23 protein-coding genes are annotated in these 26,350 nt (G+C 68.3%); 16 read left to right on the top strand and 7 right to left on the bottom strand.

Going from position 1 to position 26,350, the window contains the following annotated elements; all coding sequences use genetic code 11:
- Positions 1–174 precede the first annotated feature (174 nt).
- From CU254_RS07285 to CU254_RS07230, 12 genes are all read left to right on the top strand, one after another.
- Positions 175–948: an ABC transporter permease gene (locus CU254_RS07285; RefSeq protein ID WP_009074192.1), complete on the top strand. Its 774-nt coding sequence runs from the start codon at positions 175–177 to the stop codon at positions 946–948.
- A complete protein-coding gene (locus tag CU254_RS07280; RefSeq protein WP_037712855.1) occupies positions 948–1,790 on the top strand; it encodes an ABC transporter permease in 843 nt (280 codons plus the stop codon). The genes CU254_RS07285 and CU254_RS07280 overlap by 1 nt, the downstream gene beginning before the upstream one ends.
- Positions 1,787–3,028 carry an MCE family protein gene (locus CU254_RS07275; protein WP_037712853.1) on the top strand — a complete coding sequence of 414 codons (1,242 nt, stop codon included), beginning with the start codon at positions 1,787–1,789 and terminating at the stop codon, positions 3,026–3,028. Before CU254_RS07280 ends, CU254_RS07275 begins: the two co-directional genes overlap by 4 nt.
- Positions 3,025–4,026, top strand: coding sequence for an MCE family protein (locus CU254_RS07270; RefSeq protein ID WP_037712850.1), 1,002 nt, complete (start codon positions 3,025–3,027; stop codon positions 4,024–4,026). The genes CU254_RS07275 and CU254_RS07270 overlap by 4 nt, the downstream gene beginning before the upstream one ends.
- Positions 4,023–5,006 carry an MCE family protein gene (locus CU254_RS07265; RefSeq protein WP_009074186.1) on the top strand — a complete coding sequence of 328 codons (984 nt, stop codon included), beginning with the start codon at positions 4,023–4,025 and terminating at the stop codon, positions 5,004–5,006. Before CU254_RS07270 ends, CU254_RS07265 begins: the two co-directional genes overlap by 4 nt.
- Positions 5,003–6,001: an MCE family protein gene (locus tag CU254_RS07260; protein ID WP_037712849.1), complete on the top strand. Its 999-nt coding sequence runs from the start codon at positions 5,003–5,005 to the stop codon at positions 5,999–6,001. The genes CU254_RS07265 and CU254_RS07260 overlap by 4 nt, the downstream gene beginning before the upstream one ends.
- A complete protein-coding gene (locus CU254_RS07255) occupies positions 5,998–7,053 on the top strand; it encodes an MCE family protein (protein WP_009074182.1) in 1,056 nt (351 codons plus the stop codon). Before CU254_RS07260 ends, CU254_RS07255 begins: the two co-directional genes overlap by 4 nt.
- The gene (locus CU254_RS07250) at positions 7,053–8,258 is read left to right on the top strand and encodes an MCE family protein (protein ID WP_009074181.1); all 1,206 of its coding nucleotides are present in this window, start codon (positions 7,053–7,055) and stop codon (positions 8,256–8,258) included. The genes CU254_RS07255 and CU254_RS07250 overlap by 1 nt, the downstream gene beginning before the upstream one ends.
- A complete protein-coding gene (locus CU254_RS07245) occupies positions 8,237–8,857 on the top strand; it encodes a hypothetical protein (protein ID WP_009074179.1) in 621 nt (206 codons plus the stop codon). Before CU254_RS07250 ends, CU254_RS07245 begins: the two co-directional genes overlap by 22 nt.
- Positions 8,858–9,099: 242 nt before the next feature.
- On the top strand, positions 9,100–9,621 hold the full coding sequence (locus CU254_RS07240; protein ID WP_199785826.1) for a hypothetical protein: 522 nt from the start codon (positions 9,100–9,102) through the stop codon (positions 9,619–9,621).
- Positions 9,622–9,655: 34 nt separating this feature from the next.
- On the top strand, positions 9,656–10,291 hold the full coding sequence (locus CU254_RS07235) for a hypothetical protein (protein WP_009074175.1): 636 nt from the start codon (positions 9,656–9,658) through the stop codon (positions 10,289–10,291).
- A 331-nt stretch (positions 10,292–10,622) separates the two neighbouring features.
- Positions 10,623–11,234, top strand: coding sequence for a DUF6801 domain-containing protein (locus tag CU254_RS07230; protein ID WP_009074173.1), 612 nt, complete (start codon positions 10,623–10,625; stop codon positions 11,232–11,234).
- Positions 11,235–11,558: 324 nt separating this feature from the next.
- Here CU254_RS07230 and CU254_RS07225 read toward each other — a convergent pair whose 3' ends face one another.
- Positions 11,559–12,365, bottom strand: a complete 807-nt coding sequence (locus CU254_RS07225) for a hypothetical protein (RefSeq protein WP_078561081.1) — start codon at positions 12,363–12,365, stop codon at positions 11,559–11,561.
- A 453-nt stretch (positions 12,366–12,818) separates the two neighbouring features.
- Between CU254_RS07225 and CU254_RS07220 the strand changes: the two genes are divergently transcribed.
- Positions 12,819–14,264, top strand: a complete 1,446-nt coding sequence (locus CU254_RS07220) for a DUF6801 domain-containing protein (protein WP_100266722.1) — start codon at positions 12,819–12,821, stop codon at positions 14,262–14,264.
- A 486-nt stretch (positions 14,265–14,750) separates the two neighbouring features.
- On the opposite strand, the gene CU254_RS07215 is transcribed toward CU254_RS07220, so the two are convergent.
- Positions 14,751–16,049: a CdaR family transcriptional regulator gene (locus tag CU254_RS07215; RefSeq protein ID WP_037712847.1), complete on the bottom strand. Its 1,299-nt coding sequence runs from the start codon at positions 16,047–16,049 to the stop codon at positions 14,751–14,753.
- Between the two features lie 350 nt (positions 16,050–16,399).
- Here CU254_RS07215 and CU254_RS07210 point away from each other — a divergent pair, with 350 nt between their 5' ends.
- Positions 16,400–17,125 carry a hypothetical protein gene (locus tag CU254_RS07210; protein WP_009074164.1) on the top strand — a complete coding sequence of 242 codons (726 nt, stop codon included), beginning with the start codon at positions 16,400–16,402 and terminating at the stop codon, positions 17,123–17,125.
- Positions 17,126–17,512, top strand: coding sequence for a GntR family transcriptional regulator (locus CU254_RS07205; protein WP_009074163.1), 387 nt, complete (start codon positions 17,126–17,128; stop codon positions 17,510–17,512). It begins immediately after the preceding gene.
- A 145-nt stretch (positions 17,513–17,657) separates the two neighbouring features.
- Here the strand turns inward: CU254_RS07205 and CU254_RS07200 are convergent, their stop codons facing one another.
- From CU254_RS07200 to CU254_RS07185, 4 genes are all read right to left on the bottom strand, one after another.
- Complete coding sequence (locus CU254_RS07200; protein WP_009074161.1) at positions 17,658–18,455, bottom strand: arginase family protein; 798 nt, start codon at positions 18,453–18,455, stop codon at positions 17,658–17,660.
- 119 nt (positions 18,456–18,574) lie between these two features.
- Entirely contained in the window at positions 18,575–21,952 is a 3,378-nt protein-coding gene (locus CU254_RS07195; protein WP_009074159.1) for a pyruvate carboxylase, read from the bottom strand.
- Between the two features lie 142 nt (positions 21,953–22,094).
- Entirely contained in the window at positions 22,095–23,027 is a 933-nt protein-coding gene (locus tag CU254_RS07190) for a S8 family peptidase (RefSeq protein ID WP_009074157.1), read from the bottom strand.
- A 484-nt stretch (positions 23,028–23,511) separates the two neighbouring features.
- Positions 23,512–24,741, bottom strand: coding sequence for an erythromycin esterase family protein (locus CU254_RS07185; protein ID WP_009074155.1), 1,230 nt, complete (start codon positions 24,739–24,741; stop codon positions 23,512–23,514).
- Positions 24,742–24,772: 31 nt separating this feature from the next.
- Between CU254_RS07185 and CU254_RS07180 the strand changes: the two genes are divergently transcribed.
- Positions 24,773–25,405 (top strand): TetR/AcrR family transcriptional regulator, encoded by a 633-nt coding sequence (locus CU254_RS07180; protein WP_009074153.1) that lies wholly within the window; start codon positions 24,773–24,775, stop codon positions 25,403–25,405.
- Positions 25,406–25,775: 370 nt separating this feature from the next.
- On the opposite strand, the gene CU254_RS07175 is transcribed toward CU254_RS07180, so the two are convergent.
- Complete coding sequence (locus CU254_RS07175; protein ID WP_050788402.1) at positions 25,776–26,303, bottom strand: GNAT family N-acetyltransferase; 528 nt, start codon at positions 26,301–26,303, stop codon at positions 25,776–25,778.
- Positions 26,304–26,350: the final 47 nt, after the last annotated feature.

The raw sequence follows: 26,350 nt of genomic DNA, 5'->3' as shown, positions 1-26,350 counted from the left end.
GGGGCAAGTTCTTGTCTGCGGCCAAGGCCGTCGTTAGCGTACTGACCAGTAACGCAACCGCACGGTAATCCCGCGCACGTCGCGGTTCCGGTCCGGTCCGCCATTCGGACCAGCCCCGGAACGGACGTTCGGCGGGCATTCCGCCGTGCCCGGAAATTGCGGGGAGGTCGGGCGATGGCGTTTCCCGGCGCCGCGGCACTGCACCAGACCGGACGGCTTTACGCGCTGGGGCTCGACGTCGTCCGGCTGACGTTCCGCCGTCCGTTCCAGTTCCGCGAACTCGTGCAGCAGTTCTGGTTCATCGCGAGCGTGTCGATCCTGCCGACCGCGCTGGTGTCGATCCCGTTCGGCGCGGTGATCGCGCTGCACATCGGGTCGCTGACCACGCAGATCGGCGCGCAGTCGTTCACCGGCGCGGCGAGCGTGCTGGCGATCATCCAGCAGGCCAGCCCGATCGTGACCGCGCTGCTGATCGCGGGCGCGGGCGGCAGCGCGATGTGCGCCGATCTCGGCTCCCGCACCATCCGCGAGGAGATCGACGCGATGGAGGTGCTCGGGGTTTCGCCGATCCAGCGGCTGATCGTGCCGCGGGTGCTGGCCGCGATGGGCGTGGCGGTGTTCCTCAACGGCATGGTCAGCGTGGTCGGCGTGCTCGGCGGTTACTTTTTCAACGTGATCATGCAGGGCGGCACGCCGGGCGCATACCTGGCGAGCTTCTCCGCGCTGGCCCAGCTGCCGGATCTGTGGATCAGCGAGATCAAGGCGCTGCTGTTCGGGTTCGTCGCCGCGGTCGTCGCGTCGTATCGCGGGCTGAACCCGCGCGGCGGGCCGAAGGGCGTCGGCGACGCGGTGAACCAGTCCGTCGTGATCACGTTCCTGCTGCTGTTCGTGCTGAACCTGATCCTCACCACGGTCTACCTCCAGCTCGTGCCGCCGAAGGGAAGCTGATGGCCACCCCGACTCCGACGCGCGTGCTCGAAGCCATCGACCGCAGGCTGGGCTTCCTCGACACTCTCGGCGACCAGATCCTGTTCTTCCTGCGCGCGCTCGGCTGGGTGCCGCGCGCGGTGCGCCGGTACCTGCGCGAGATCGTCCGGCTGCTGGCCGAGGTGAGCTTCGGCAGTGGTGCGCTGGCGGTGATCGGCGGGACCATCGGCGTGATGGTCGGGATGACCGTCGCGACCGGGACTGTGGTTGGGCTGCAAGGGTATTCGGCGCTGAACCAGGTGGGCACGTCGGCGTTCGCCGGGTTCATTTCGGCGTACTTCAACACGCGTGAGATCGCGCCGTTGGTAGCCGGCCTGGCGTTGTCCGCGACGGTCGGCTGCGGGTTTACCGCACAACTGGGCGCGATGCGGATCTCGGAGGAGATCGACGCGCTCGAGGTGATGGGCATCCCGAGCGTGCCGTATCTGGTGACCACGCGGGTGATCGCCGGGTTCATCGCGGTGATTCCGCTGTACGCGGTCGGGTTGTTGTCTTCGTATCTCGCGTCGCGGCAGGTCACGGTGTGGGGCTTCGGGCAATCAGCGGGCACGTACGACCATTACTTCCTGTTGTTCCTGCCGCCGGGCGACGTGCTCTGGTCGTTCGGGAAAGTGCTGATCTTCAGCGTCGTCGTAGTGCTCGCGCATTGCTATTACGGCTTCCGCGCGAGCGGCGGTCCGGCGGGCGTCGGCGTCGCGGTGGGCCGCGCGGTGCGGACCGCGATCGTCGCGATCAGCGTGCTGGACTTCTTCCTCAGCCTCGCGATTTGGGGCGCTACAACGACGGTGCAGGTGGCCGGATGAACCGGCGCTGGCGCAAGACCGGAGTCCGCACCGCCGGGGTGCTGTTCCTGGCGGCGCTGTCGGCGTTCGTGCTGCTCACGGTGAAGATCTACCACAAGGACTTCACCACCACGATCCCGGTGACGCTGCGGGCCGATCGCGTCGGCAACCAGTTGCGCGCGGGCGGGCAGGTGAAGGCGCGCGGCGTCGTGGTCGGCGAGATCCGGGGCGTGCACGCGATCCGCGGCGGTGCGGAGATCTCGCTGGCGCTGGACCCGGAGCAGGTGAAATGGCTGCCGGTCAACGTGTCCGCGTTGCTCGTGCCCAAGACGCTGTTCGGCGAGCGGTACGTGCAACTGTCCATTCCGGACACCGACCGGAAGCGGCCGCTGCGGGCCGGAGACGTGATCGCGCAGGACCGGTCGGCGAACGCGATCGAGCTGGAGCGCGTCTTCGACAACCTGCTCCCGGTGTTGAAAGCCGTGCAGCCGCAGAAACTGGCCACCACGCTGACCGCGGTTTCCACGGCGCTGCAAGGCCGCGGCGCACAGCTGGGCCAGACGTTGGCGACCGCGTCGGACTACCTGCGGCGGTTCAACCCGAACCTGCCGCAGCTGGACGAGAACGTGCGCGACCTCGCCACCGTCACCCAGCTGTACGGCGACATCGCACCCGATCTGCTCGACGCGCTCACCGCCTCGTCGGTCACCCTCGGCACGATCACCGCGAAGCGCACTGACCTCGGCTCGCTGTATCAGCAGGTCACCACGTCGTCACAGGACCTCACGACGTTCCTGCGGCAGAATCGGAACAACCTCATCGCGTTGTCCGCGGACAGCCGCCGTCCGCTCGAAATCGGCGCTAAATACTCCCCCAGTTTCCCCTGCACTCTACAGGCACTCACCGACTTAAAACCGTCGATGGACAAGGTCCTCGGTGCGGGAACGAACGAACCTGGGCTGCACGTCGAGATCACCGTGTCCAAGTCGCGCGGGAAGTACGTGCCGGGCAAGGACGATCCGGCGTACCCCGAGAAGACCGGCCCGCGCTGTTACCCGAGCGGCGTGATGCCGACCGCCGGAACTCCGGCGCCCGTGCCGTCGACCGGCGATCTCGGGATCGCGAATTCCCCGCAGGAGCAGCAGTTCCTGGGCCCGCTGCTCGCGCCCCAGCTGGGTGTTTCGACCGCTGACGTGCCGATGTGGAGCAGCGTGCTGGTCGGCCCGCTGTACCGCGGAACGGAGGTGACGGCGAAGTGAGAAACCTGGCCGCTCCCCTGGTCAAAAGCCTGATCTTCATCCTGGTCACCGTCCTCGCGACGGTCGTTCTCGCGTTGTCGATCACCGGCGGCTCGGTCGGCGGAAGCCAGCGCTACGGGGCCACTTTCGTCGACGCCACCGCGTTGAACGTCGGCGATGACGTGCGGATTTCCGGGGTCAAAGTCGGGCAGATCGAAGGCCTCGACGTGGTCGACCAGAACCGCGCGCACGTCAGCTTCTCGCTGGAGAACGGCCGTACGGTGCCCGCCAACGTGACCGCGGTGATCAAGTACCGCAACATGGTCGGCCAGCGCTACCTCGCCCTCGAACGCCCGCGCAGCGCCGCCGGGGTATTGCCGCCGGGCGGCGAAATCCCGCTGGACCGCACGACCCCGGCACTCGACCTGACCGACCTGTTCAACGGCTTCAAACCGCTCTTCCAGGCACTCTCGCCCAAGGACGTCAACGACCTGTCCGGCGAGATTGTCCAGGTGCTGCAAGGAGAAGGCGGCACGGTGACCGAACTGCTGCAGCACACCGGGTCGCTCACCAGCACGCTCGCCAGCCGCGACCAGGTCATCGGCGAGGTCATCGGAAACCTGAACTCGGTGCTGAAAACCGTGAACGGCAAGGGAGATTCGCTCGCGACGCTGGTGTCGACCCTGCGCCAGCTCGTGTCCGGGCTCGCCGAGGACCGCACGGCGATCGGCGACGCGGTGTCCGGTCTGGCGGAGCTGACTCAGTCCACCAGCGGGTTGCTCACCGAGATCCGGCCCGGGCTCAAGGACAGCATCTCCGGTCTCGACGCGCTGACCCGGAACCTGAACAAGGGGGAGGCTGACGTGGACAAGGCACTGACCACGCTGCCGAAGAAGATGAACGGCATCGGCACGCTCGGGTCGTACGGCTCGTGGATGAACTTCTATCTGTGCAAAGCCGTCCTCGAAACGTCGCCGCCGCGCGGCGTGGCGGCGACCGCGGCGAGGTGTGGCGCATGAAGTCGTTCCGGGAGCGCAATCCGCTCGTGCTGGGGGTCGTCGGCAGCGTCGCGCTGGCCGCGGTGCTCACCGGCACGCTGAACTACCATCGCCTGCCGTTCCTCGGCGGCACCACCTACCAGGCCGAATTCACCGAGGCCGCCGGGCTGCAGGCGGACGACGAGGTGCGGATCGCCGGGATCAAGGTCGGCGAAGTGTCCGAAGTGGACCTGGCGGACGACCACGTGCTGGTCAGCTTCCGGGTCAAGCACGCGTGGATCGGCGACCGGACGTCGGCGCAGATCAAGATCAAAACGCTGCTGGGCCGGAAGTTCCTCGCCCTCGACCCGGCCGGCCGGGCCGAGCAGAACCCCGACCAGCCGATCCCGCGCGCCCGCACGGTGACCCCGTACGACGTGACCGACGCGTTCAACGGGCTCGCCGACACCGCGGGCGCGATCGACACGAAGCAGCTCGCGACCAGCTTCTCCACGATCAGCGACACCTTCCGCAACTCGCCGCAGCACGTCCGCACCGCGCTCGACGGGCTCAGCGCGCTGTCGAAAACGGTCTCGTCGCGCGACAACGAGATCGCCGAACTGCTGGCCAACGCGCGCAAACTGACCACCACCATCGCCAACTCCAACGACGACTTCGAGAAGCTCGTCAAGGACGGCGACCTGCTGCTCACCGAACTGGACCACCGCCGCGACGCGATCCACCAGCTGCTCGTCGGAACCCAGCAGCTCGCGAAGCAGCTGTCCGGGCTCGTCGCGGACAACACCGCGCAGCTCGCTCCAGCGTTGCGGCAGCTCAACCAGGTGACCGACCTGTTGCAGCGCCAGGACGCGAATCTCGCGCAGAGCCTCAAACTCGCCGGACCGTACTTCCGCGTGCTGACCAACACCGCGGGCAACGGCCGCTGGATCGACAGCTACCTGTGCGGGCTCCTCCCGGAGAACCGCGATCCGTGCACCCCGCCGAAGGGAGACGCGAAATGACCGCGCGCGCGTACCGTTTCGTCGTCTTCCTGCTGGTGCTGGCCTTGGTGCTCTGCGGCGTGATGTGGTGGGTGTTCTCCGGATCCGGCCGATACCGCGTCACGGCGTACTTTTCGCGGGCCGTCGGCGTCTACAGCGGCTCCGACGTCCGGGTGCTCGGGGTGAAGGTCGGCGAAGTCACCGCGGTGCTTCCGCAGGGCAGCCAGGTCCGGGTCGACTTATCGGTAGATCCGCACACCCCGGTCGCCGCCGACACCACCGCGCTGGTCATCGCGCCGAGCGTGGTCGCCGACCGCTATGTCCAGCTGGGCAAACTCGCCCGAGGCGGCCCGCGTTTGGCCGACGGCGCGGTGATCGGCACCGACCGGACGGGCACGCCGGTGGAGCTGGACCAGCTGTATTCGAGCCTGGACACGCTGAGCAAAGCGCTCGGCCCGAACGGCGCGAACGCGAACGGCGCGCTGTCCGATCTCCTCCGCACCGGCGCGGCGAACCTCGACGGCAACGGCAAGGCGTTCAACACTTCCGTCCGCGACTTCGCCCGCCTCGCCCGCACGCTCGCGGGCAACTCGTCAGACCTGTTCGGGACGGTCGACGAGCTGCAGAAGTTCACCACCATGCTCGCCACGAACGACCGCCAGGTCGCGGACGTGAACCAGCAGCTGGCCAAGGTGTCGGCCACCCTCGCGGCCAACCGCGGCGAACTGTCCGACGCTTTGCGCTCGCTCGGCAGCGCGCTGGCTTCGGTCCAGGGCTTCATCCGGGACAACCGGGCGGCGATCAAGTCCAATGTAGACAAACTGGCCAAGACGACGCAGACGCTGGTCGACCAGCGCGCGTCGCTGGCCGAAACGCTGGACGTCGCGCCGCTGGCCGCGCAGAACGTGCTGAACGCGATCGATCCGGAAACCGGACGGCTGCAAGGCCGGGCCGACCTGCTGGATTACCTGCCCTTCCCGGCGACGGACGCGACCGTGACGGGAGGCGGCCGATGAAGGCGCGACGGCTTTTCCTGGCCTTGGCAGTCAGCACACTGGCCGGCTGCGCGGCGCCCGGCGGCTTCCGCGGCGTCTACGACCTGCCGCTTCCCGGCGGCGCGGACCTCGGTGCGCACCCGTACGAGGTCACCGTCCAGTTCGCCGACGTCCTGGACCTGGTCCCGCAAGCCGCGGTGAAGGTCGACGACGTCCCGGTCGGCCGCGTCCAATCGATCCGGCTGGGCGCCGACGGCTGGACCGCCGAGACCGTCTTGGCGGTGAACGGCGACGTCCACCTGCCCGCGAACGCCGTCGCCCGCTTGCGGCAATCGTCGCTGCTGGGCGAGAAGTTCGTGGAACTCGCCGCGCCGGTCGCGTCCCCCTCCGGACAGCTGGGCGACAAAGCCGTCATCCCGGTGTCGCGAACCAACCGGAACCCGGAGTTCGAGGAGATCTTCGGCGCGCTGTCGCTGCTGCTCAACGGCGGCGGCATCGGCCAGCTGCAGACGATCAACCGCGAACTGGCCAAGGCCATGGACGGCAACGAGGAGGAGATCCGCGGCTTCCTGTCCGGCGTCAACCAGCTGATGACGAACCTGGACGCCCACCGCCGTGACATCACCGCCGCGCTGGACGGGCTCAACCACCTGTCGGCGTCGCTGGCCGACCGAAACCGGCAGATCGCCGACGCCCTCACCGACCTGACGCCAGGGTTGAAGACCCTCACCGACCAGCGACCACAGCTGGTGACGATGCTGCAATCCCTGGACCAACTGTCCACAGTGGCCACCGACGTCACGAACAAGAGCCGCGACGATCTGGCCGCCGACCTGCGCGCGCTCGCGCCCATCCTGCACCGCCTCGCCGATGCGGGGCAGAACCTGCCCAAGGCGCTGGAAATCCTGCCCTCGTTCCCCTTCACCGACCCGGTGCTGGACGCGATCAAGGGCGACTACCTGAACGTCTACGCCACGGTCGCTCCCGGTGCCGGGGTCCCGCTGCCTCCACCGGGTCAAGGCGTCCCGCCCGGTCTGCCGACGCTCTCGCCTCCGTCGTCCGGGGGCCGCTGATGCTCACCAGGCGGATCCGGATCCAGGTCATCGCGTTCGTGGTAGTCGCGCTGGCCGCGACTTCCTTCGTCGGCGCCAAATACGCCGGAATCGCGCGCCTTTTCGGGGCCGGGAGCTACACCGTGCACCTGGAACTCTCCGAAGGCGGTGGGATCTTCACCAACGGCGAGGTCACCTATCGAGGCGTGGCGGTCGGGCGGATCGGCCAGCTACGCCTCACCGAACACGGCATGGAAGCGGATCTGCTGCTGGACACCTCCGCGCCGCAGATCCCTGCGAACGCCCGCGCGATCGTCGCGAACCGCTCCGCCGTCGGCGAGCAATATGTCGACCTGCAACCGTCCGGCGACCAGGGTCCGTATCTGGAGGACGGAAGCGTCCTCCCGCGCAGCTCTACTGCCCTGCCGTTGCCGGTGCAGACCTTCCTGTCCGATGTCGACGCCCTGACCGCCTCGGTGCCGACCGAGGACCTGCGCACCGTGGTGAACGAACTGGACAACGCCCTGCAAGGCAGCGGCCCCGACCTGCAGTTGCTGATGGACACCGCGAGGTCCTTCACCGACTCCGCGTCCGCCCATCTGCCTCAGACCACAAAACTCCTCGACGACGGCTCGACGGTGCTGAAAACGCAAGCCGCGTCCTCGACGGCGTGGCGCGATTTCAGCCGCGACGCCCGCCTGTTCGCCTCGCAACTGGCTTCCTCGGACGGGGACCTGCGCCAGCTGATCGCCACCGCCCCACCGGCTGCTTCCCAAGTGACCGGCTTGCTGCGCGACAACAGCCCCGGCCTGCCCATCCTGATGGCCAACCTCCTGACGACGGCGGACGTCTTCAGCGCCCGCACCGACGGCCTGGAGCAACTGCTGGTCACCCTGCCGAAAACGGTGGCCGCGACGTCGTCCTCCATCACCCCCGACACCGGACGGCTGTCGCTGGCCCTGACGTTCTTCGACCCGCCGCCGTGCCGGAGAGGTTACGAGAGCACGAAAATCCGGAGCAGCGCGGAACTGCCGGTGCTCCCCTTCAACACCTCCGCGGCCTGCACCCTGCCCGCCGGAGACCCGTCCTCGGTACGCGGCTCCCAACACGCTCCGCACCCCGGGGTCCCGGAGCCCGCCCGCCCCGGCGGCCTTCCGGCGGTGGCCGGTGGGCTTCCGACTTCGACTGATCTGGAGGAGATGCTGTGGCTACGCCGGGGAAACTGAGACTTTCTCCTTCCAGCGGCGACGCGTCGCTCCCGGACGCTGCGTCTGATGCCTCGGGGGTCGCCTCCACTACTCCGCTCACTGACTCTCCGCCTGCCTCCGCCTCCCCGACCACGACCGTTTCTCGCCGCACCCTGACATGGGCAGCCGGAATCGCCCTGACCGCGGCAGCCGCTTTCGCCGCCTGGTCAGCTTGGTCGTGGCACGCCGCCGCTCTCTCCACCGCGGGCGCGACCAGAGACGAGGCCGTCACCGCAGGCCGCGCCCTGATCGCCACCGTCACCACCTTCGACCCCCAGCACCGAGACCAAGCCCTAGCCCACTGGCAATCCGCGACGACGGGCGCTCTCCAGACGTCCCTGCCCAGCGCCGTCCCACCGGACGGCTCCGCCACCACCGGCCGTGTCCTGGACGCCGGACTCTCCGACCTGGACGCCGAAGCCGGTACCGCGAAACTCCTCGCGTCGGTGGAAATCACCGTCACCGGAGAGGGGGCCACACAGCCGATCCGCCGCACCCGCTTGGCAGCGACGATGACCCGCACGTCCTCCGGCTGGAAACTCAGCACCCTGGAGCAGTTGGGGGTGGCGGGGTCGTGAAGCTCTCCCTGCGCAGGTCTCGCCCAGGCACTCAGCCCGCCGATTCCGTGGCCGCCGCGACCGGGTCCGCGCGCTCGCCCGTCCTCGCGGCCGAACCGCCAGCAACCCCGTCCCCCGCCGACCCAGCTCCACACCCGCCGACAACTTCCTCGCCCGGCAACTCAACTTCACACCCACCAACAACCACCTCCACCGCCGACACCGATCCCGCCCAAACTCCCGTCGCCCCGGACCGTGACGGCATGGAGCCAACTCCCGGCCATCCCTACCGCCTCCCCGCGCTCCTCCTCGCCCTGACCGTCCTCCTCGCCACCGTCGGCGTCTGGTGCACCGTCGAAGCCCGCTCCACCAGCGCGTCCGCCGCCGCGTCGAACCACGCGCTGACCGATCAACCCGCCACCGCCGAAGTCACCTCCGCCCTCAGCCTCACCCTCAACAAGATCTTCTCCTACACCTACGACAAAACCGACGTCACCGAGAACGCCGCGGCCACCCTGCTCCGCGGCCACGCCCGAGATTCCTACGAAAAACTCTTCGCCCAAGTCCGCACGATGGCCCCCAGCCAGCGACTGACCCTCACCTCCCGCGTCTCCGCCACCGCCGTACAGCAGCTCACCACCGACCACGCACAGTTGCTCGTATTCCTGGACCAGTCCGCCACCAGAGGGAATTCCGCCACTCCTGAGACCGCCGCGGCGCAACTGGCCGTCACTGCGGAGCGGATTGACGGAAAATGGTTCGTCACCGATCTCGCGCCCCGATGAAATTCTGTTTCCTCACCGCCGAAGGAGTACCGTCATGCCCATTTCCCGGATCGCCCGAACCGGCGCGGTCGCAGCGGCCGCCGCGACCGCGGTCAGCCTCGCCTCCGCCGTTCCCGCGTCCGCCACCGAAATACCCATTCCGATCTCCTATTCGGTCACGGGCAGCACGGTCGTCAAGAAGACCGGCAGCACCCTCGACCTCGGCCCTGGAAGTCTCGCCGGAAATCTCCTGGTCGACGATCAAACCGGAGCCGTCGGCCTCAACGCCAATCTGCAATTGCCGCCGGCTACGGCGCACATTTCACTGCTCGCCGGCGGATTCAAGATCAAGGCGAAGGTCACCGTCACCCCGACCGCACCCGCGACCGGCACCCTCGCGGGCGGCACCCTGACCACCCACGAGACCGCGAACATGGAGATCAGCGACATCTGGGCGGGCCCGATCGTGCCGATCTTCCCGGTGCCGACCGTGCCCGGCAGCTGCACGACCGTCAAGCCGATCGACCTGACCCTGAGCGCGGCGAACGTCGACATCACCAAGCCGATCACGCTCACCGGCAATTACACCATTCCCGACTTCAAGAACTGCTTCATCGCCGATCTCGCACTCGGCGCACTGGTGTCCGGACCGGACAACACGATCTCGCTGACCTTGACGTCCAAGAACTGATCAACCACGCGAAAACGGAGTGCCGGAAACTGTTCCGGCACTCCGTTTTCGCATACCTGGATTCTGGCGCATTATCAGGATCTCACGATACGCCGATACTGTTTAAGCGGGCGATGACAAAAGAATCGGTCCAGTCGCCAACCGACGAAACAGACGCGGACCAGGGTTGTTGCCGACTGAACTCGCGGGTAACCTTGGGCTCGCGGCCGGTATTGCCCACCGAGCCGATCCCCGTTCCCGAAAACCTGGTCCGGAACGGAATCCGCGGAAACCTCCGTCCCCACTGCGCAGGGTCGCCGCGAAAACTGCAGTCCGATCTAAGGAGAATGGTATGCCCCGGCTCAGCAGACTGTCCACGGGCGTGGTGACCGGCGTCGCCGTAGGCGCGATCGCGGTCCTGACCGCAGGAACGGCCTCGGCCGCCACCGCGACCTACCAGGCCGGCCCCGCGAACTACAGCTGCACGTTCCCGGCCATCCCGCCGCAGAACGTCGCGGTCACCGCTCAGTTCGACGGCCCGGACACGATCCCCGTCAACGGCACCACGACGCCGTCCAACGTTTCCGGCACCGCGACCATCACCGCGCTGGTCCACGCGCTGCTCACCGCCGCCGGGTACGACGGAATCCGCGGCACCGCCGACGTCCCGATCACCGTCGACAACGGTTCGCTCTCCCCGTCGGACGCCTCCGGCCTGCAGATCCCGGAACAGATCTACCCGGCAGGCGGCCCGATCACGGTGAACATCGCCCAGACGTCGACGTCGTCGATCCCGACCTACACCGCCCCGAGCGCCCCCGGCACGGTGACCTTCGGCCTCGACACGACGCTCACCGCGCAGCTCGAATTCCACAAGCCGTCGGACAACAGCTGGACCCCGTGGACCATGACGTGCACCGCTCCGTCGGGCACCAGCTTCAGCCCGTCGGGCACCATTTCCTGACTCCTGGCTGGCGGAGGGGCGGCTGCTTGCCGCCCCTCCGTTGTCGTGCACGAGGAACTCTCGCGTACGGCCAGGCGAAACGCCCCTGTCGACACTCACGAGCCATCGCCCGGCTACCGCGGCGAACACCGATGCCGTGACAATTCCGTTTCCCGACAAGGGAACCTCAACACCCGCATTCCGGTTCCAGCATCCCCGAATCCGGAATACGACGGGCGCGAGAACCGGCGGCAGCAAAGCCGACAGGGCACCGACCGATCAGTGACCACAGAATGAACTCATAACCCGCCGACGCTCCAGCAACCGGCCCGCACACCGGCAACATCAATGCCGACAAGGCACCGACCGATCAGTGATCACCAAATTGAACTCATAACCCGCCGACGCCCCGGTGACCGGCCCGCACACCGGCGGCCTGGGCACGGTCGCCTGACTGTAAGTATTATTGCCCCAAGCAACCAGCGACCCGTCCGCCTTGACCGCCAGATTGTGGTTCCACCCCGCGTCGATCGCGACGACCCCGCTCTTGGCCGCCGCGGGCACCTCGGTCTGGCCGTCGTTGTCGTGCCCCCAAGCGATTACCCCGCCGTTTTTCAGCGCGAGGGCGTGCTCGTATCCGGCCGAAATCGCCGTCACCCCGGACTGCGCCGCCGCAGGAACCGTCGTCTGCCCATACGTGTTGCTACCCCACGCAAGCACGGCACCATTCTTCAACACCAAGCTGTAGTCGCCACCCGCCGAGATCGCGCTTACGCCGGACTGCGCGAAGTCCGGCACGTCCGTCCGGCTGCCCCAGCTCACCACCTGGCCGTTCGACAACAACGCGAGATTGTGCACCGCACTGGTCGCGATCGCTATGACCCCGCTGGACACCGATGCCGGGAGTTCCGTTTGGCCGTACCAGTCGTTCCCCCACGCGTACACTTTGCCGTTCTTGAGGCCAAGCCCGTGGGTCCAACCAGCGGCGATTTGGGCGGTGCCGGACGACAGGTCGGCGGGCACCTCGCTTTCGCCGAAGTTGTTGTCGCCCCACGCGAGCACGGCGCCGTTCTTGAGCGCCAGCCCGAACAGTCCCCCTGCCGACACCACGGACAGACCCGAGGTAAGCGCCGGCGGCACCGGCGACGGCATGCCCCGGGTCCCCCACTCGTACAAGCCCCCGGCTGCCGTCAACTGCGGCACGCTCGCCGCACCAGCCGCACTGCCCGCCTCTCGCGGCAACTCCCCCGCTTTTGGCGGCAGCGAATTCCCCGCGACGGCCGGACAACTCGCCGCGCCCCCCACGACGACCGCGGCGACCACCGCCGCGACCTTGCCCCATCGCCGGTGTCCGGCCGCCATCGCAGCTCCTTCCTCCGAACGTCCTGCAGCGATGTTCCCAGCTTCGCGACCCCTGCGGCTAAGGCGCGGATTCTTTGTCAGAATCCGATGAAAAACTCGCTCCAAACTAGCCCGCAAACATAAGAAAACCCTTTCACACCAAGGTAAATCCACTGCCCCGCACCAATGCTTGCGCACCCGCGAAACCCGCCGGTAACTTCACTCGGAACCCATTTTCCGGACCGCCGGGCGAGGAGGCGCACGATGCCCGAATCACGCGGACGCTCCGCCCGTCGCCGTCCGGCTTTCGCAGCCCTCGCAATCCTCGGTGCCCTGTCGATCGGCACCGGCGCACTCACCGGCGTCAGCTCCGCGTCGACCGAAACGCCCACCCCCACCGCTCCGCCGCCATTGTCGGCGGGCGAACAACAGGTCAGCAAGGACCTCGTCCTCGATTGCCCGTTCGCCGCCCCCGCTGGCCCCCAGCAGATCACCCTCACGACCTCCGCGACCGTCCCCGCGACGGTTCAAGTCGGTTCCGGGCTGAAATTCAGTTCCCTGACCGCGACTTTCACGCTTCCGCGCGCCGTCACCACCCAACTGGCGCCCGCCCCCGCGGACAGCCTCCGCGGCGGGCTGACCCTCGACCTGACCGCGCGTCAAGGCAGCAAAAGCACCGCGGTCCCGACACCGTTCACGATCGCCGAAACACCGTTGCCGCCAACCGGCGACGTCCGGCTCACCGCGACCGCGGACCTCCCGGAGCAGGCGATCACCGTGCCCGGCAAGGTCAGTTTCGACGTCGGAGCCCCGACCATCGCAGTGAAACCGGCTGCCGACGGCACCGTCGAGTCCGCCCCAGTCGCCTGCGCCCTTCTCCCGGACCAAACCACGACCTTGGCGTCGGTCATCGCCACCGGAGCGCCCACTGCCGTCCCGAGGCCAGACACGCCGAACGCTCCCGCGCCGCCACCGCCTGCAGCGCAGCCCAACACAGTTTCGCCGAAGAGCGACCCCGACTTCCCGCTGATCACCCCGCTCAACTACATCCAGGTCTCGGCGACTTCCTCGGTCTACCGCCTGGGCGCGACCGTCGCCAGCTCCCCGACCGGCGTGCTCAACGGAACCTGGACGATCCTGCTGGTCCCCCCGGATTACGTTCAGCACGACCCGAGCACGATCAGCGGAACTGTCGGCTTCCGCCCGACCACCGCGAGCTTCCTCGGCTTCGGCTTCGTGCCGGTGACCGCCACCGTCGAGTTCCTGCCCGTCGACTACCGCCACACCAAGCTGATCGAGTTCAACGGCAAGCTCGTCCTCACCGGTGACTTCCTGACCACGCACATCCAGGTCATGGCCCGGATGAGCAACGCGAAGGTCAACGGCGTCCCCCTGGACCTCGGCTCGGACTGCGTCACCGCCACCCCGATCACCCTCAACCTGTCCGGCAAATACAAGGCCACGACAGGCGGCATCCTCAGCACGGACCCGAATTCGCCCGACCCCGACTACCGCGGTTTCGCCTTGCCGCCCTTCGTCCACTGCGGCACCGCCGAACCGCTCAGCCCGCTGCTCACCGGCATGGCCTCGACCACGACGAACGTCAACCAAGCCAAGGTCGTCAACGTCAACTTCGCCGAATGCGCCTCGACCAAGTTCCCGGACCACACGAAGTGCCCGCCGATCCCGGACACGCCGTTCCCCCGCTGAATGCGACCACCATGCCCGGTTCAACCCTTGCTAGCGCCCAAAGACATGCCTTTCTTGGCGGCGGCCAAGGCGCTGTCTCCGACCACAAACCGCCCCTGCCCTCGGACGATGCAACTACTACTTAGCCCCCGCTCCGAAACCGACCGCACGGCACCGGGCCCAGTGCCGCCGCCGGTGACTCCTCATCGAGCAGAGTAGGAGCGCACAGCCGAACAGTCATCCACCTGACAAAGCTTGCAACACTGGCTCGACGCAGAACGTCGCCGACGATCGTCCCGGCACGACAAATTTCGGGCCAGCTCAGCAGCTCACTCACCTGAGCTCGGCTGGCGACCGCTCCCGCCGAGTGCGAAGCACCCTACTTTCCTCCGGACATGGCCATCTCGCAACAGCCCGAAGGGCGGCTGACACCAGGGACGTCGCCCACCTGGCACCGCAAACGTCGGCGTTCGCTGCGGCGCAAGTCCGATCCCCAACATTTGCCGCTCAACGGCGACTGCGCGAATCCTCGAGCGAACTCGGCCGACGACTGGCGGGCACCATGTTCGCCCCGGTGAGTGGCGGGGGCCAGGACAGTCCCGGACGCGGCCGGTCGTCCTCGGCCGCGCGCAGGACCAGTTCCATTTCGAACCGCGCCGCCGGATCGCGCAGAAGTTCGCCGAACGTTGCCTGCAATTGGCGCATGCGGTAGCGCACCGTCTGCGGATGGACTTGCAGGCGCTCGGCGATCTCGACCACGTTCGCCTGACTGTCGAGCCACGCGCGCAGCGTTTCGAGCAGACGCTCCTGCTGCTTGTCGGTCATGTTCGCCAAGGGGGCGAAAAGCCGGGTGCGGAGGAGTTCGGTCAGCGCACCGTCCGAATGCACGAGCAAGGCCGCGAGGTGATCCTCCGCGCGGAGCACCCGCCCACCAGGGATTCGCCCCCGATCGGCGAGAACCAGGGTCCGACGTGCCCAGCGCAGGGAATCGGCGAGGCAGGCCAGCGGCACACACGGCCCCACGGACAGCCGGCAGTTCGGCAGCGCCGCTTGAAGCGTCGCCAATCGGGCACCATTGACCGCGCCAGGCACGACGATGCACGGCTCGGCGGAGTCCAGCTCGGCCAGGATGTCCGAGTCCAACGTCGCGTGCCGGCGCGCTTTGCCGTTCAGTGGCGATTGGACGGCAATCGGCGACGCCTGCTCCGGCACCGCCCAACCGGTGAGTTGCGCCAGTTCCGCGATCGCCTTCGGCGGAGCGGCCGGGACCTCCAGCAGGACGCCGAGCAGCCGTCGCCGCCAAGTGTCCAAAGCGCCGGCCGTCCGGGCTTTCGCCTCTAAATAGCCATCCAGCGCGACCGACGCCAATTCGTCCATGAACGCCAACATCGCATCAGCCAGCTGCGACATCACCGCCGACGAAAGGCCAGCCCGCCGCCCGACGCGCATGATCCGGCGCCACGACACGCGCGCGCCGACCCGATAGGCCGACTGCAGGGTGTCGAGACTCCGCCCTTCCCGCATCTCGTTCTGCCCGAGCCGATGGTGCACCTCGTGCGACTGCTCTTTCGACGCCCGCGGATCGGCGATCTGCGCGACGAACAGCGTGATCGCGTACTCGACGCCCGCCCGGATCGATCTCCCGTACGGACCGTCGAGCGGCCGCGCGTAGGCAGGAATCGTCGCGCGGATCTCGTCGACGATCTCGGCGGACAGGCTCGCCAGCTCGGGCCGCAGGATCTCGGCGAGTTTGCGCGGCAGCGCAGCCGACGGCACAGCGTGATCGAGTCCCCGCTCCACCGACATCGCAGCTCCTTCGCTCCGCCCCGGTTCCCCGACCGCGCCGCGGCGCGCCCGGAGACCCCCGCATCCATTGAGGGGTGACATCCGGCACATCGAAAAACCAACGCCAAATGTGTCACGCCTCGCCGAAGAAACCGATTTCTTGTCACGTTCGTGACAAGTTCACGAGATCAGAGGGGCACATCGCGACAACACACCACCAGGCGCGCCACGCCGTGCGTACAAACGGGCGAACCTGGACGCGTGCCTTCAGCGGCGACCCGCCGGGCGGCGAAAACGACCACGGAGCGTCACGCGGCAGAACCCGCGGCCCTCTTGTAGCATGCACTTGATACAAGAGGGAGGGGTCCCCGATGCGACTCGACTCGGCGCTCGCCGTCGCGGGCATCACCGGCCTGTTCGGGCTGATCATCCTCGTCGCGTTGTGGCCAGGCGAGAAACAAGGCGCTCGGCTGCTCGCGAAATGGGGCGTGCGAAACCCGACCGCCGACCAGGTGCCGGTGGCCGTGCGCTATCTGCGCCGTCGGCGATTCTGGTATCCGTGGCTGTTCCTCGGCCTCCCGCTGATCCCGGGCGCGACGCGTCTCGTCGGCGAACGGACCGCGAACTCGCTCGTGTTCGTGGTGCTGCTCGGCGGGCTCGCCGCCGAGATCCTCGCCCAGCGTCCGTCGCGGGAACCCCGCAGGAAAGCCGTGCTGGCACCGCGCGGCGTGCTCGATTTCGCTCCGTTGTGGACGGTCGTCGTCTCCGGACTGGCCACCCTCGCCGCCGTCGTGCATCTCGCCGTTTCGCGGCAATGGAGTCCGCTCGCGGTGACGGTGGGTGCGGCCGCCGTGTCGTGGATCATCGTGCTCCTCGCGGTGCGGCGACCGGCAGCCGGCGACCCGGAAGTCGACCAGGCACTGCGCGTTCGCAGCGCCCGCGTCGCTCTCGGGCTCGGCACCGGAACGGCTGCCACGCTCGGCTGGACGGTCGACGACCTCGCCTCCTTCCTCGCGTTCGCGGCCACCGTCGCCGCGTTCCTCGCGATCGTCGGCCCGCCGCCGAAGCAGCGCGCGACAACCACGGCAGCGCGGTAGATGTCGCTGCGAGTGGTGGTCGACGCCGAAAGCGGAGTTCCGCCCTGGCGTCAGGTGCACGACCAGATAGTCCGCGCGATCACGACCGGCTCCCTTGCCCGGGACGCCCGCCTGCCGCCGATCCGTCAGCTTTCGAGGGACCTCGGGCTCGCCTCCGGGACCGTCGCCCGCGTGTACCGCGAGCTCGAGGCCGCCGGCTGGGTCACCACCGCACGAGCACGCGGCACCGTCGTGACCGGCCCGGCCGAGCGGCCGGATCCGGGCGCACTGCTTCGCGACGCGGCCGCCGAATACGCCCGGCACAGCCGGGAACTCGGGGTCGCGCAGGACGAAGCCGTCGACGCCGTGCGCGTGGCATTGGCGAGCCTGGACGCACCGTCGCGGTGAATCCCGCCGTTCGTCCGGCCGGCGCGGTTTTCGCCGTTCTGTGAACCGTCTTCCGCACGGTCTCGGGCCACCTCCTTCTTGCCCGTGCGTTCCCGTGGTCCACTCGCCGGACGAGGCGCGGAACTCGCCGCCTCGACGCGGAGGTTCAGCCCTCCATCAGCACCCTCCCCACCGCGGCCAGCACGGGTTCCAGCGCGGCGACTTCCGTGCCGACGCATTCCGTGATGCCCGCACCGACGACCTCCATTCCGGAAAGCCCGTCGATTGCTTCCACCAATTCGGCGATGGTGAGCCCGCCTGGCTCCGGATAATTCACTCCGGGGAACTCGGCGGGATCAAGAATGTCCAAGTCCACATGCAGATAAACGCGGTCGGCCCCGGCGGCGTTCAGCGTTCCGGCGACGTCGTCGGAACGCACGGCGAGACCGCCGGCAATGGCTTCCTCTTCCGCGGAATCCAGCGACCGGGCGCCGAACAGCACCGCCCGGCCCCGTTCGATCGCCGGGCTGGCGGCGAACTCCTCGTCGCCCTCGCCGAGCAGCGACCGCAGCACCATGCCGTGATACGCGCCCGAGGGCGAGGAATCCGCCGTGTTCAAGTCAGCGTGCGCGTCGAACCACGCGACGCCAAGCGTTGCGCCGTAACGGAAACGGGCGACGCCGACCGGGACCAGCTCGACGCCGCAGTCGCCGCCGATCGTGAGCACCGGGCCTTCCGGCGCTTCGAGCGCAGCGAGCTGCAGCTGCCGGTTCGCGCCCGTGAGCACGGAGCGGTTGGCTATCCCGGCGACGACGTCGGACGTCGCGGCGTCCTGACGTACGTGGTGCACCGGCTTGCCGAGCACGTGCCCGGCCAGTTCGGAAAGTGCGCGGCAGCCCTCGACCAGCCCCCTGGCCCGGGGACTGATCGCGCCCTGCCATTGCGGCACCGCGTTGATCAGCATGCCTCGACGCTAGCGCGAACACCCCGGAAAAAGCGAGCAATAAATAGCGCGAGGGGTCCCCTCGCTCCGTTTCGGAGCGAGGGGACCCCTCGCACGCTAAAAAGTGGCGCGAAAACCGGTTATTCGAGCACGATGAGAAGGTCTCCGCCCTCGACCTGCTGAACGGAGGTGATTGCCAGCCGACTGACTTTGCCCGCCGCCGAAGCGGTGATCGACGCTTCCATCTTCATGGCCTCGATCGTCGCCACGGTCGCTCCGGCCGCCACCTGGTCGCCCTCGGCCACCTGCAGCGTCACCACGCCCGCGAACGGCGCGGCGATCTGCTTCGGGTTGCCCTTCTCGGCCTTTTCGGTGGCCGGGATGTCCGAGGCGATCGACCGGTCCCGGATCTGGATCGGCCGCAGCTGGCCGTTGAGCGTGGACATGACGGTCCGCATGCCGCGTTCGTCGGCCTCGCCGATGGCCTCCAGCTCGATGAGCAGCCGGACGCCGGGTTCGAGGTCCACCGAGTACTCCTCGCCCGGGCGCAGACCGTAGAAGAAGTCCTTGCTCGGGAGCACGCTGGTGTCGCCGTAGGCTTCGCGGTGCGCGAGGAATTCCTTGGTGGGGCCGGGGAACAGCAGCCGGTTCAGCGCGCCGCGGCGGTTGTCGGCGAGTTCCTTGTGGTCCTCTTCGGACAGTTCGGCGACCGGTTTGGCCGCCGAACGGCCTTCGAGCGCCTTGGTGCGGAACGGCTCCGGCCAGCCGCCGGGCGGGTCGCCCAGCTCGCCGCGCAGGAAGCCGATCACCGAGTCGGGGATGTCGAACTTGTTCGGCTCCGCCTCGAAGTCCTCCGGGGAGACGCCGGCGCCGACCAGGTGCAGCGCGAGGTCGCCGACCACTTTGGACGAAGGCGTGACCTTGACGAGGTGGCCGAGGATCTTGTCCGCCGCGGCGTACATGGCCTCGATGTCCTCGAACCGGTCGCCGAGGCCCAGCGCGATCGCCTGCGTGCGCAGGTTGGAGAGCTGGCCGCCGGGGATCTCGTGGTCGTAGACGCGCCCGGTGGGCGACGCGAGACCGGCCTCGAACGGGGCGTAGATCTTGCGGACGCTCTCCCAGTACGGCTCCAGGTCGCCGATCGCGTGCAGGTCGAGGCCCGTGCTGCGGTCGGAGTGGTCAGTGGCCGCGACGATCGAGCCGAGCGACGGCTGCGACGTGGTGCCCGCCATCGACGACACGGCGCCGTCCACGGCGTCGGCGCCTGCCTGGATGGCGGCCAGGTAGGTGGCGAGCTGACCGCCGGCGGTGTCGTGCGTGTGGATGTGCACCGGCAGGTCGAATTCCTTGCGCAGCGCGGTCACCAGCCGGGCCGCGGCGGGCGCGCGGAGCAGGCCGGCCATGTCCTTGATGGCCAGGACGTGGGCCCCGGCTCCGACGATCTGCTCGGCGAGCTTGAGGTAGTAGTCGAGCGTGTAGAGCTTTTCGTTCGGATCGGACAGATCGGAGGTGTAGCAGAGCGCGACCTCGGCGACCGCGGTGCCGGTGGCGCGGACGGCTTCGATGGCAGGCCGCATCTGCTCGACGTCGTTGAGCGCGTCGAAGATGCGGAAGATGTCGATGCCGGTCGCGGTGGCCTCCTCGACGAAGGCCGTGGTGACCTCGGTCGGGTAAGGCGTGTAGCCCACGGTGTTGCGGCCGCGAAGAAGCATCTGCAGACAGATGTTCGGCACAGCCTTGCGCAGCTGCTCCAGCCGTTCCCACGGGTCCTCGGCGAGGAAGCGCAGCGCGACGTCGTAGGTCGCGCCGCCCCAGCACTCGAGGGACAGCAGCTGCGGGACAGTCGCGGCGACGACCGGCGCGACGGCGAGGAGATCCTTCGTCCGGACGCGGGTCGCGAGCAGCGACTGGTGCGCGTCGCGGAAGGTGGTGTCGGTGACGCCGAGCTGCGGGGTTTCTCGCAGCCAGCGCGCGAATCCCTCCGGACCGAGTTCGGTCAGCTTCTGCTTGGAGCCGTCCGGAGGAGTGAGATCCGCGGGCAGCTTCGGCAGCTTCGTCACGGCGTCGGGCGTGCGCGGACGCTCGCCGTTCGGCCGGTTCACCGTCTGGTCGGCGAGGTAGGTCAGCAGGCGCGTGCCGCGGTCGGCGGAGTGCCGCGCGGTCAGCAGGTGCGGCCGTTCCTCGATGAACGACGTGGTGACGTTGCCCTCGCGGAAGTCCGGGTCGTCCAGCACCGCCTGGAGGAACGGGATGTTCGTCGCCACGCCGCGGATCCGGAATTCGGCGACCGCGCGGCGGGCCCGGCCGACCGCGGTCCGGAAATCGCGGCCGCGGCAGGTCAGTTTCACCAGCAGCGAGTCGAAGTGGGCGCTGATCTCGGTGCCGGAGAACGCGGTCCCGCCGTCGAGCCGGATGCCCGAACCGCCCGGCGAGCGGTAGGCGCTGATCATGCCGATGTCCGGGCGGAAGCCGTTGGCCGGGTCCTCGGTCGTGATGCGGCACTGGAGCGCGGCCCCGCGCAGGTAGATCTTGTCCTGCGACAGGCCGAGGTCTGCGAGGGTCTCGCCGGAGGCGATCCGCAGCTGGGACTGCACGAGGTCGACGTCGGTGACCTCTTCGGTGACCGTGTGCTCGACCTGGATGCGCGGGTTCATCTCGATGAACACGTGCTTGCCCTCGCGGTCCAGCAGGAATTCGACCGTGCCCGCGTTGCGGTAGCCGATCTGCCGGGCGAATTTCACGGCGTCGGCGCAGATGCGGTCGCGCAGTTCGGGGTCGAGGTTCGGCGCGGGGGCCAGCTCGACGACCTTCTGGTGGCGGCGCTGCACGGAACAGTCGCGCTCGAAGAGGTGGATCACGTTGCCCTCGCCGTCGGCGAGGATCTGGACCTCGATGTGCCGCGGGTCGACCACGGCCTTCTCCAGGAACACGGTCGGGTCGCCGAACGCGGACTCGGCCTCGCGCGCGGCGGCCTCGATCGACTCGCGCAGCAAAGCCGGGTCCTCGACGCGGCGCATGCCCCGGCCGCCGCCGCCGGCGACCGCCTTGACGAACACCGGGAAGCCGAGTTCGTCGGCCGCCGCGACCAGTTCGTCGACGTTGCTGGACGGCTGCGACGAACCGAGCACCGGGACGCCGGCCTCGCGCGCCGCCTTGACCGCGCGCGCCTTGTTGCCGGTCAGCTCGAGGATTTCGGCGCTCGGGCCGACGAAGGTGATCCCCGCTTCTTCGCAGGCCATGGCCAGGTCGGGGTTCTCCGACAGGAAGCCGTAGCCCGGATAGACCGCGTCCGCGCCCGCCTTCTTGGCGGCCTTGACGATCTCCTCGACCGAGAGGTAAGCGCGGACCGGATGGCCCGGTTCGCCGATCTCGTAGGCCTCGTCGGCCTTCAGCCGGTGCAGCGAGTTGCGGTCTTCGTGCGGAAACACGGCGACTGTGCCCGCGCCCAGTTCGTAACCTGCGCGGAACGCCCGGATCGCGATTTCGCCGCGATTGGCCACCAGCACTTTGCGGAACATGCCCGGTCCTTCCCTTTTCGGATCGGTATCGAAGGCACGTTACCCGGTTTGTCCCGCGGTGCGGGAGCCGTAGTCCAGGTGATGGACATCATGCGCGCCGACCTGCACGCATGATGCTGCCCGACCTGCCCTGCCGCAACCGTCAGGGCGTTCCCGCAGGCAGTGTGCACAGGAGCCTATTCGCGGTTCCGGAGGGCACATTCTTGACCACGTTCTGCGTTGCGTCTTGGACAATTGCTTCGCTGACCGCATTGGGCGCGGCGTCGGGGTGCGCGGACCGGTAGAGAGTCACCGCACCCGCCGTCACCGCGGCGGCCATCGAGGTGCCGGACAGCGTCCCCGCATTCGCGGTACCGGCGATCGGCGCGGGGATGTCGACGCCCGGTGCGTACAGGTCGAGCGCCGTGCCGAAGTTCGAGAAGGGCGCGACCTGGTCCTGGACGTCCGTCGCACCCACGGTAAGTGCTTCTGGCACTCGCGCGGGCGAGGTTTGGCTGGCGTCAGTGCTTCCCTCCCCTGCCGGAACCACGATCGGCATCGCCGCAGCCACTCCCTTGACCGCGTCGTCGAGTTGCTCGTTCGGCACGCCGCCGATGCCGAGCACCGCGACCGCCGGTTGGTGTGCGTTCTGGGCTACCCAGTTCAGCCCGGCGATAATCGTGTCGGTCGCCCCACCGCCGGCCTGGTCGAGCACGCGGACCGGGAAGATCTGCGCGGCTTTGGCGACGCCGTAGCTGTGTCCCGCGACGATCCCCGCGACGCGAGTGCCGTGGCCGTTGGTGTCCGACGTGTCGGTGCCGGTGGTGAGGAAATCCTTGCCGGGCAGGACCCGCCCCTGCAGATCCGGATGTTTGGCGTCGACGCCGCTGTCGATCACGTAGACGGTGACTCCGGAGCCATCGGAGTCGTAGTGGTACTTCTGATCGAGGCCGGTTCGCTGGTCGATCCGGTCGAGGGCCCAGCTCGGCGGGTTGGCCTGAATCCCGCTCGCCGCCATCGCGGTCGGTTGCACTCCCGCTACCAGCAGAAATGTCAGAGTTGCCGAAAAAAGGCCACGCGCCGCTCGGTTCCGCATGCCTGCGTCGTATCCCGGTCGCCATCCAGCGGCAACTCGACGTCACACGATGGGCTGGTCCCTGTCCCGCGCCTGGCTGTGCTGAGGCACCAACCAGCGACTGGCAAGGAGACCGGGGCTGCCCCCTGTCGATGGTTCGTCGCTCCGTGGCGAACCGTTGTCCGTGGGGCGAGTCTGGCCGTCGAACGGCCAGTCGCTGATCGGCAGACCGGTCTCGCCACTGAACGGCTAAACACTGACCGACCGACGAGTTTCGCCGCCAAATGGCTAACCGCCGACCAATCGGCAAGTTTCGCCACCGAACGGCCCACCACTGACCAACCCGCAAGTTTCGCCGTTGAACGGCTAACCGCTGATCGGCCGACAGGTGTCGCCACTGAATGGCCAACCGCAGACCGGCCGACAGGTTTCGCCACCGAGCGGCCAGCCGTTGACTGGGTGACAGGGGTCGTCTCTGAGAGGCCAGCCGTTGACCGGGCGACAACTACTGCTGCTTCTCCTTCGTGGCGGGGACGTGCGCGCTCACCGACATCGTCGGCAGGTAGACCAGCGCGTCGAAGGCCTGCACGACGTCGACCTTCGTGAACATGTGCGCGTGCCGGATGCTGGACGGTCCGACTAGGCCTTGCGCTCGGTCTTGCCGCAAATCGACCACGCACGGTTCCGCGTCGGCCAAAACCGCTTCGGCGCTGCCCTCGGCGGGTGGTTCCAACTCCTGTGCGTAGACCCGGAACCCGAGACGTTCGCTCGCGTCCGGTTCGAGGCCGGTCGTCGTGCCGGTGCCCGCGGTCAGGCCGAGTGCGAAGTAGTCGTCGCCGAACTCCTCGGCGAGGTGGGTCCCTGCGGAAGGGAACGTCATGGTCGGCAATGCGGCGAACGGCACTCGCTGCAGGTGTCCGTTGTGGACCATCACGACGATCTTCTCGCCTTCGCCGTACACTTTGCGAAGCAGCTTCACGGTTGCGGCCATGTACGTGTCGCGCGACGACCCCTGGAGCGACGGTGCCGTTCCCGCCATCATCGCGCTCAGTTCGCGCAGGTACGTGTCGACGCGAAGCGCGCCGACCGCGTGGTGTTCGGCGATTGCGTATCGGGATGGCTCGCTCCGTTGCCGGTAAACTGGCGACAGGGAACGAAGGTGCGCGACGAGAGTCGTCAACGCAGCCGTGGCCGCGTCTCGCGCTGCGGCGTCCATTGCCGAATATCGGCCAGGCGCGACTGCGCTGCTGACCGCCGAGTACGGCTCGGATGCGGTGATCGCGGCGTCGACCAGCGGAAGCACCTCCGGGTCGACTTCCTCCACGAAGCCGCGGACGACCTGCAAGGCCGGTTGCGGCGAACCGCTCGAACTGGGCAGGTCGAGTCCGGAGAAGCGGACGCCGCCGTGGTCGCGCATCCACGTCAGCATTTCGTGCACCTCGACCGATTCGCCGAGGGAGAACGTGAATCCTTCTCGCGCGACCTCGGCGACCGTGCCGGGGCCGCCGTCCAGCCACTGCTGCACCAGGTCGCCCTCGGCGAATCCCGATTCGAAGCCGAGCACCGTGAACCCGTGGTCCTCGACGAGGCGGCGGAGCAACCGGGCGCGGAGTTCGCCGAACTCGCGGATGTGATGGTTGTTCTCGCCGATCGCGACGATGCGCGCGTCGCCGATCAGGCTGGTGATCGCGGCGACGTCGCCGTCCAGCGGCGAACGGGTGCTCAGCGGTGTCATACTGGGGACACTAACGCAACAGGGGTAGCAATTGGCAACCGAGTTACCGGGGACGAGCCGGCCGGGCGGGCGCACCGAACGCACGCGCGTCGCCGTTTTGCGGGCGACGCTCGATCTGCTGGCGGAGGTCGGGTTCACCGAACTGACGGTCGAGGCCGTCGCCGAACGATCGGGCGTGCACAAGACGACGGTTTACCGTCGATGGGAGTCGCGCGAAGGACTGGTCGCGGCCGCGTTGAGGTTCGGCACTGCGGAACCGTGGAGTCCGGCGGACACCGGTTCGCTTGTTGCCGATTTGCGGCGAATGGCGTTGGACGTGGTGGACGCGTTGACCACCCCGGGGCACCGCGAGCTGCCGACGGCCGCGGTGCTGGCGGCGTTTCACTCGGAACGCGCGGCTGAAGCGTTGCGGGAGTTCTATCAGGACCGGCATGCCCGCGCCGCGGTGATCGTGGAGCGGGCGATCGCGCGCGGGGAGGTTCCGGCCGACACCGATCCGGACGAGGTGACGCGGACGGTGTGCGGGCCGGTGTTCTACCGGCTGTTCGTGTCGCGGGAACCGGTGACGGAGGAGACAGCCCGGGTCGCGGCGGAGGCTGGGGCCGCGGCGGCTCGGGCGGGGGTGCTGGGCAGGCGGTTGCCGGGGAATGGCGACGCGGGTTGATTTCGGGGTGCGGTGAGGGGCCTGTCGCCGGGAAACGGTGATGGGGCTGGGCGGTGGCTGATAGGAGTGGCTGGCTTTCGCCGCGGAACGGCGAATGCCAACTCGGGTCCGTGCTGGGCGGGCAGGTGCCGCTCAGCGGCGACGGGTCGGTTGGCGAGAGCTTTCGAACAGCCGTCAACACAGTGGCGAGGTCGAGTGTGCGGGCAGGCTGACCAGGTAGTCGCCGCTAGACGGCGACAGGCAGGGCCCCCACGAAGCCACGAAGCCACGAAGCCACGAAGCCACGAAGCCACGAAGCCACGAAGCCACGAAGCCACGAAGCCACGAAGCCACGAAGCCACGAAGCCACGAAGCCACGAAGCCACGAAGCCTAGCCCTCCAGCGCCAACCGGTACCGGACCTCCTCCAAGGTCACCGCGCCATCCGACATCGTCTCTACCTTCGTCTTTCCGTCCGTGACCCACCCAGCCCGTTCGTAGAACTTCCGGGCGCGGGTGTTCGTCGACAGCACCCACAGGGTCACCGTCTCGTATTGGGGCGTCAGGCGGCGCACGCATTCCTCGTGCAGGGCGCGGCCCAATCCCTGGCCCCACGCGGACGGGAGCAGGTAGATCGACGACAGTTCGCCCGTTTTCGGGGTGGCGTCGTCGTCCCGGCTGGGGCCGAAGACGGCGAAACCGGTGATTCCGTCGCCGGAGCTTGCCGTCAGGACGGTGTGCGGGCGGGAGGGGTCCGCCAGGCTCGAAGACCAGAAGTGTGTCCGCTTCTCGATCGACAAGGCGGACAGGAAAGCGTCCGGCAGCAAGCCTGCGTAGGCCGCTTGCCAGGAGCCGACGTGGACGGTTGCGATGGCTGCCGCGTCTTCGGGGGTCGCGGGGCGGATCACGTGGTCGGGCACCAAGTCCTCCAGTGGCTCGGCGAGGCGGCGATCGGGCAAGGGGCAGT

The organism is Amycolatopsis sp. AA4 (assembly GCF_002796545.1).
GTDB lineage: Bacteria > Actinomycetota > Actinomycetes > Mycobacteriales > Pseudonocardiaceae > Amycolatopsis.
Note: the sequence above shows the minus strand (reverse complement) of the source record. Positions and strands in the feature narration are given on the sequence as shown.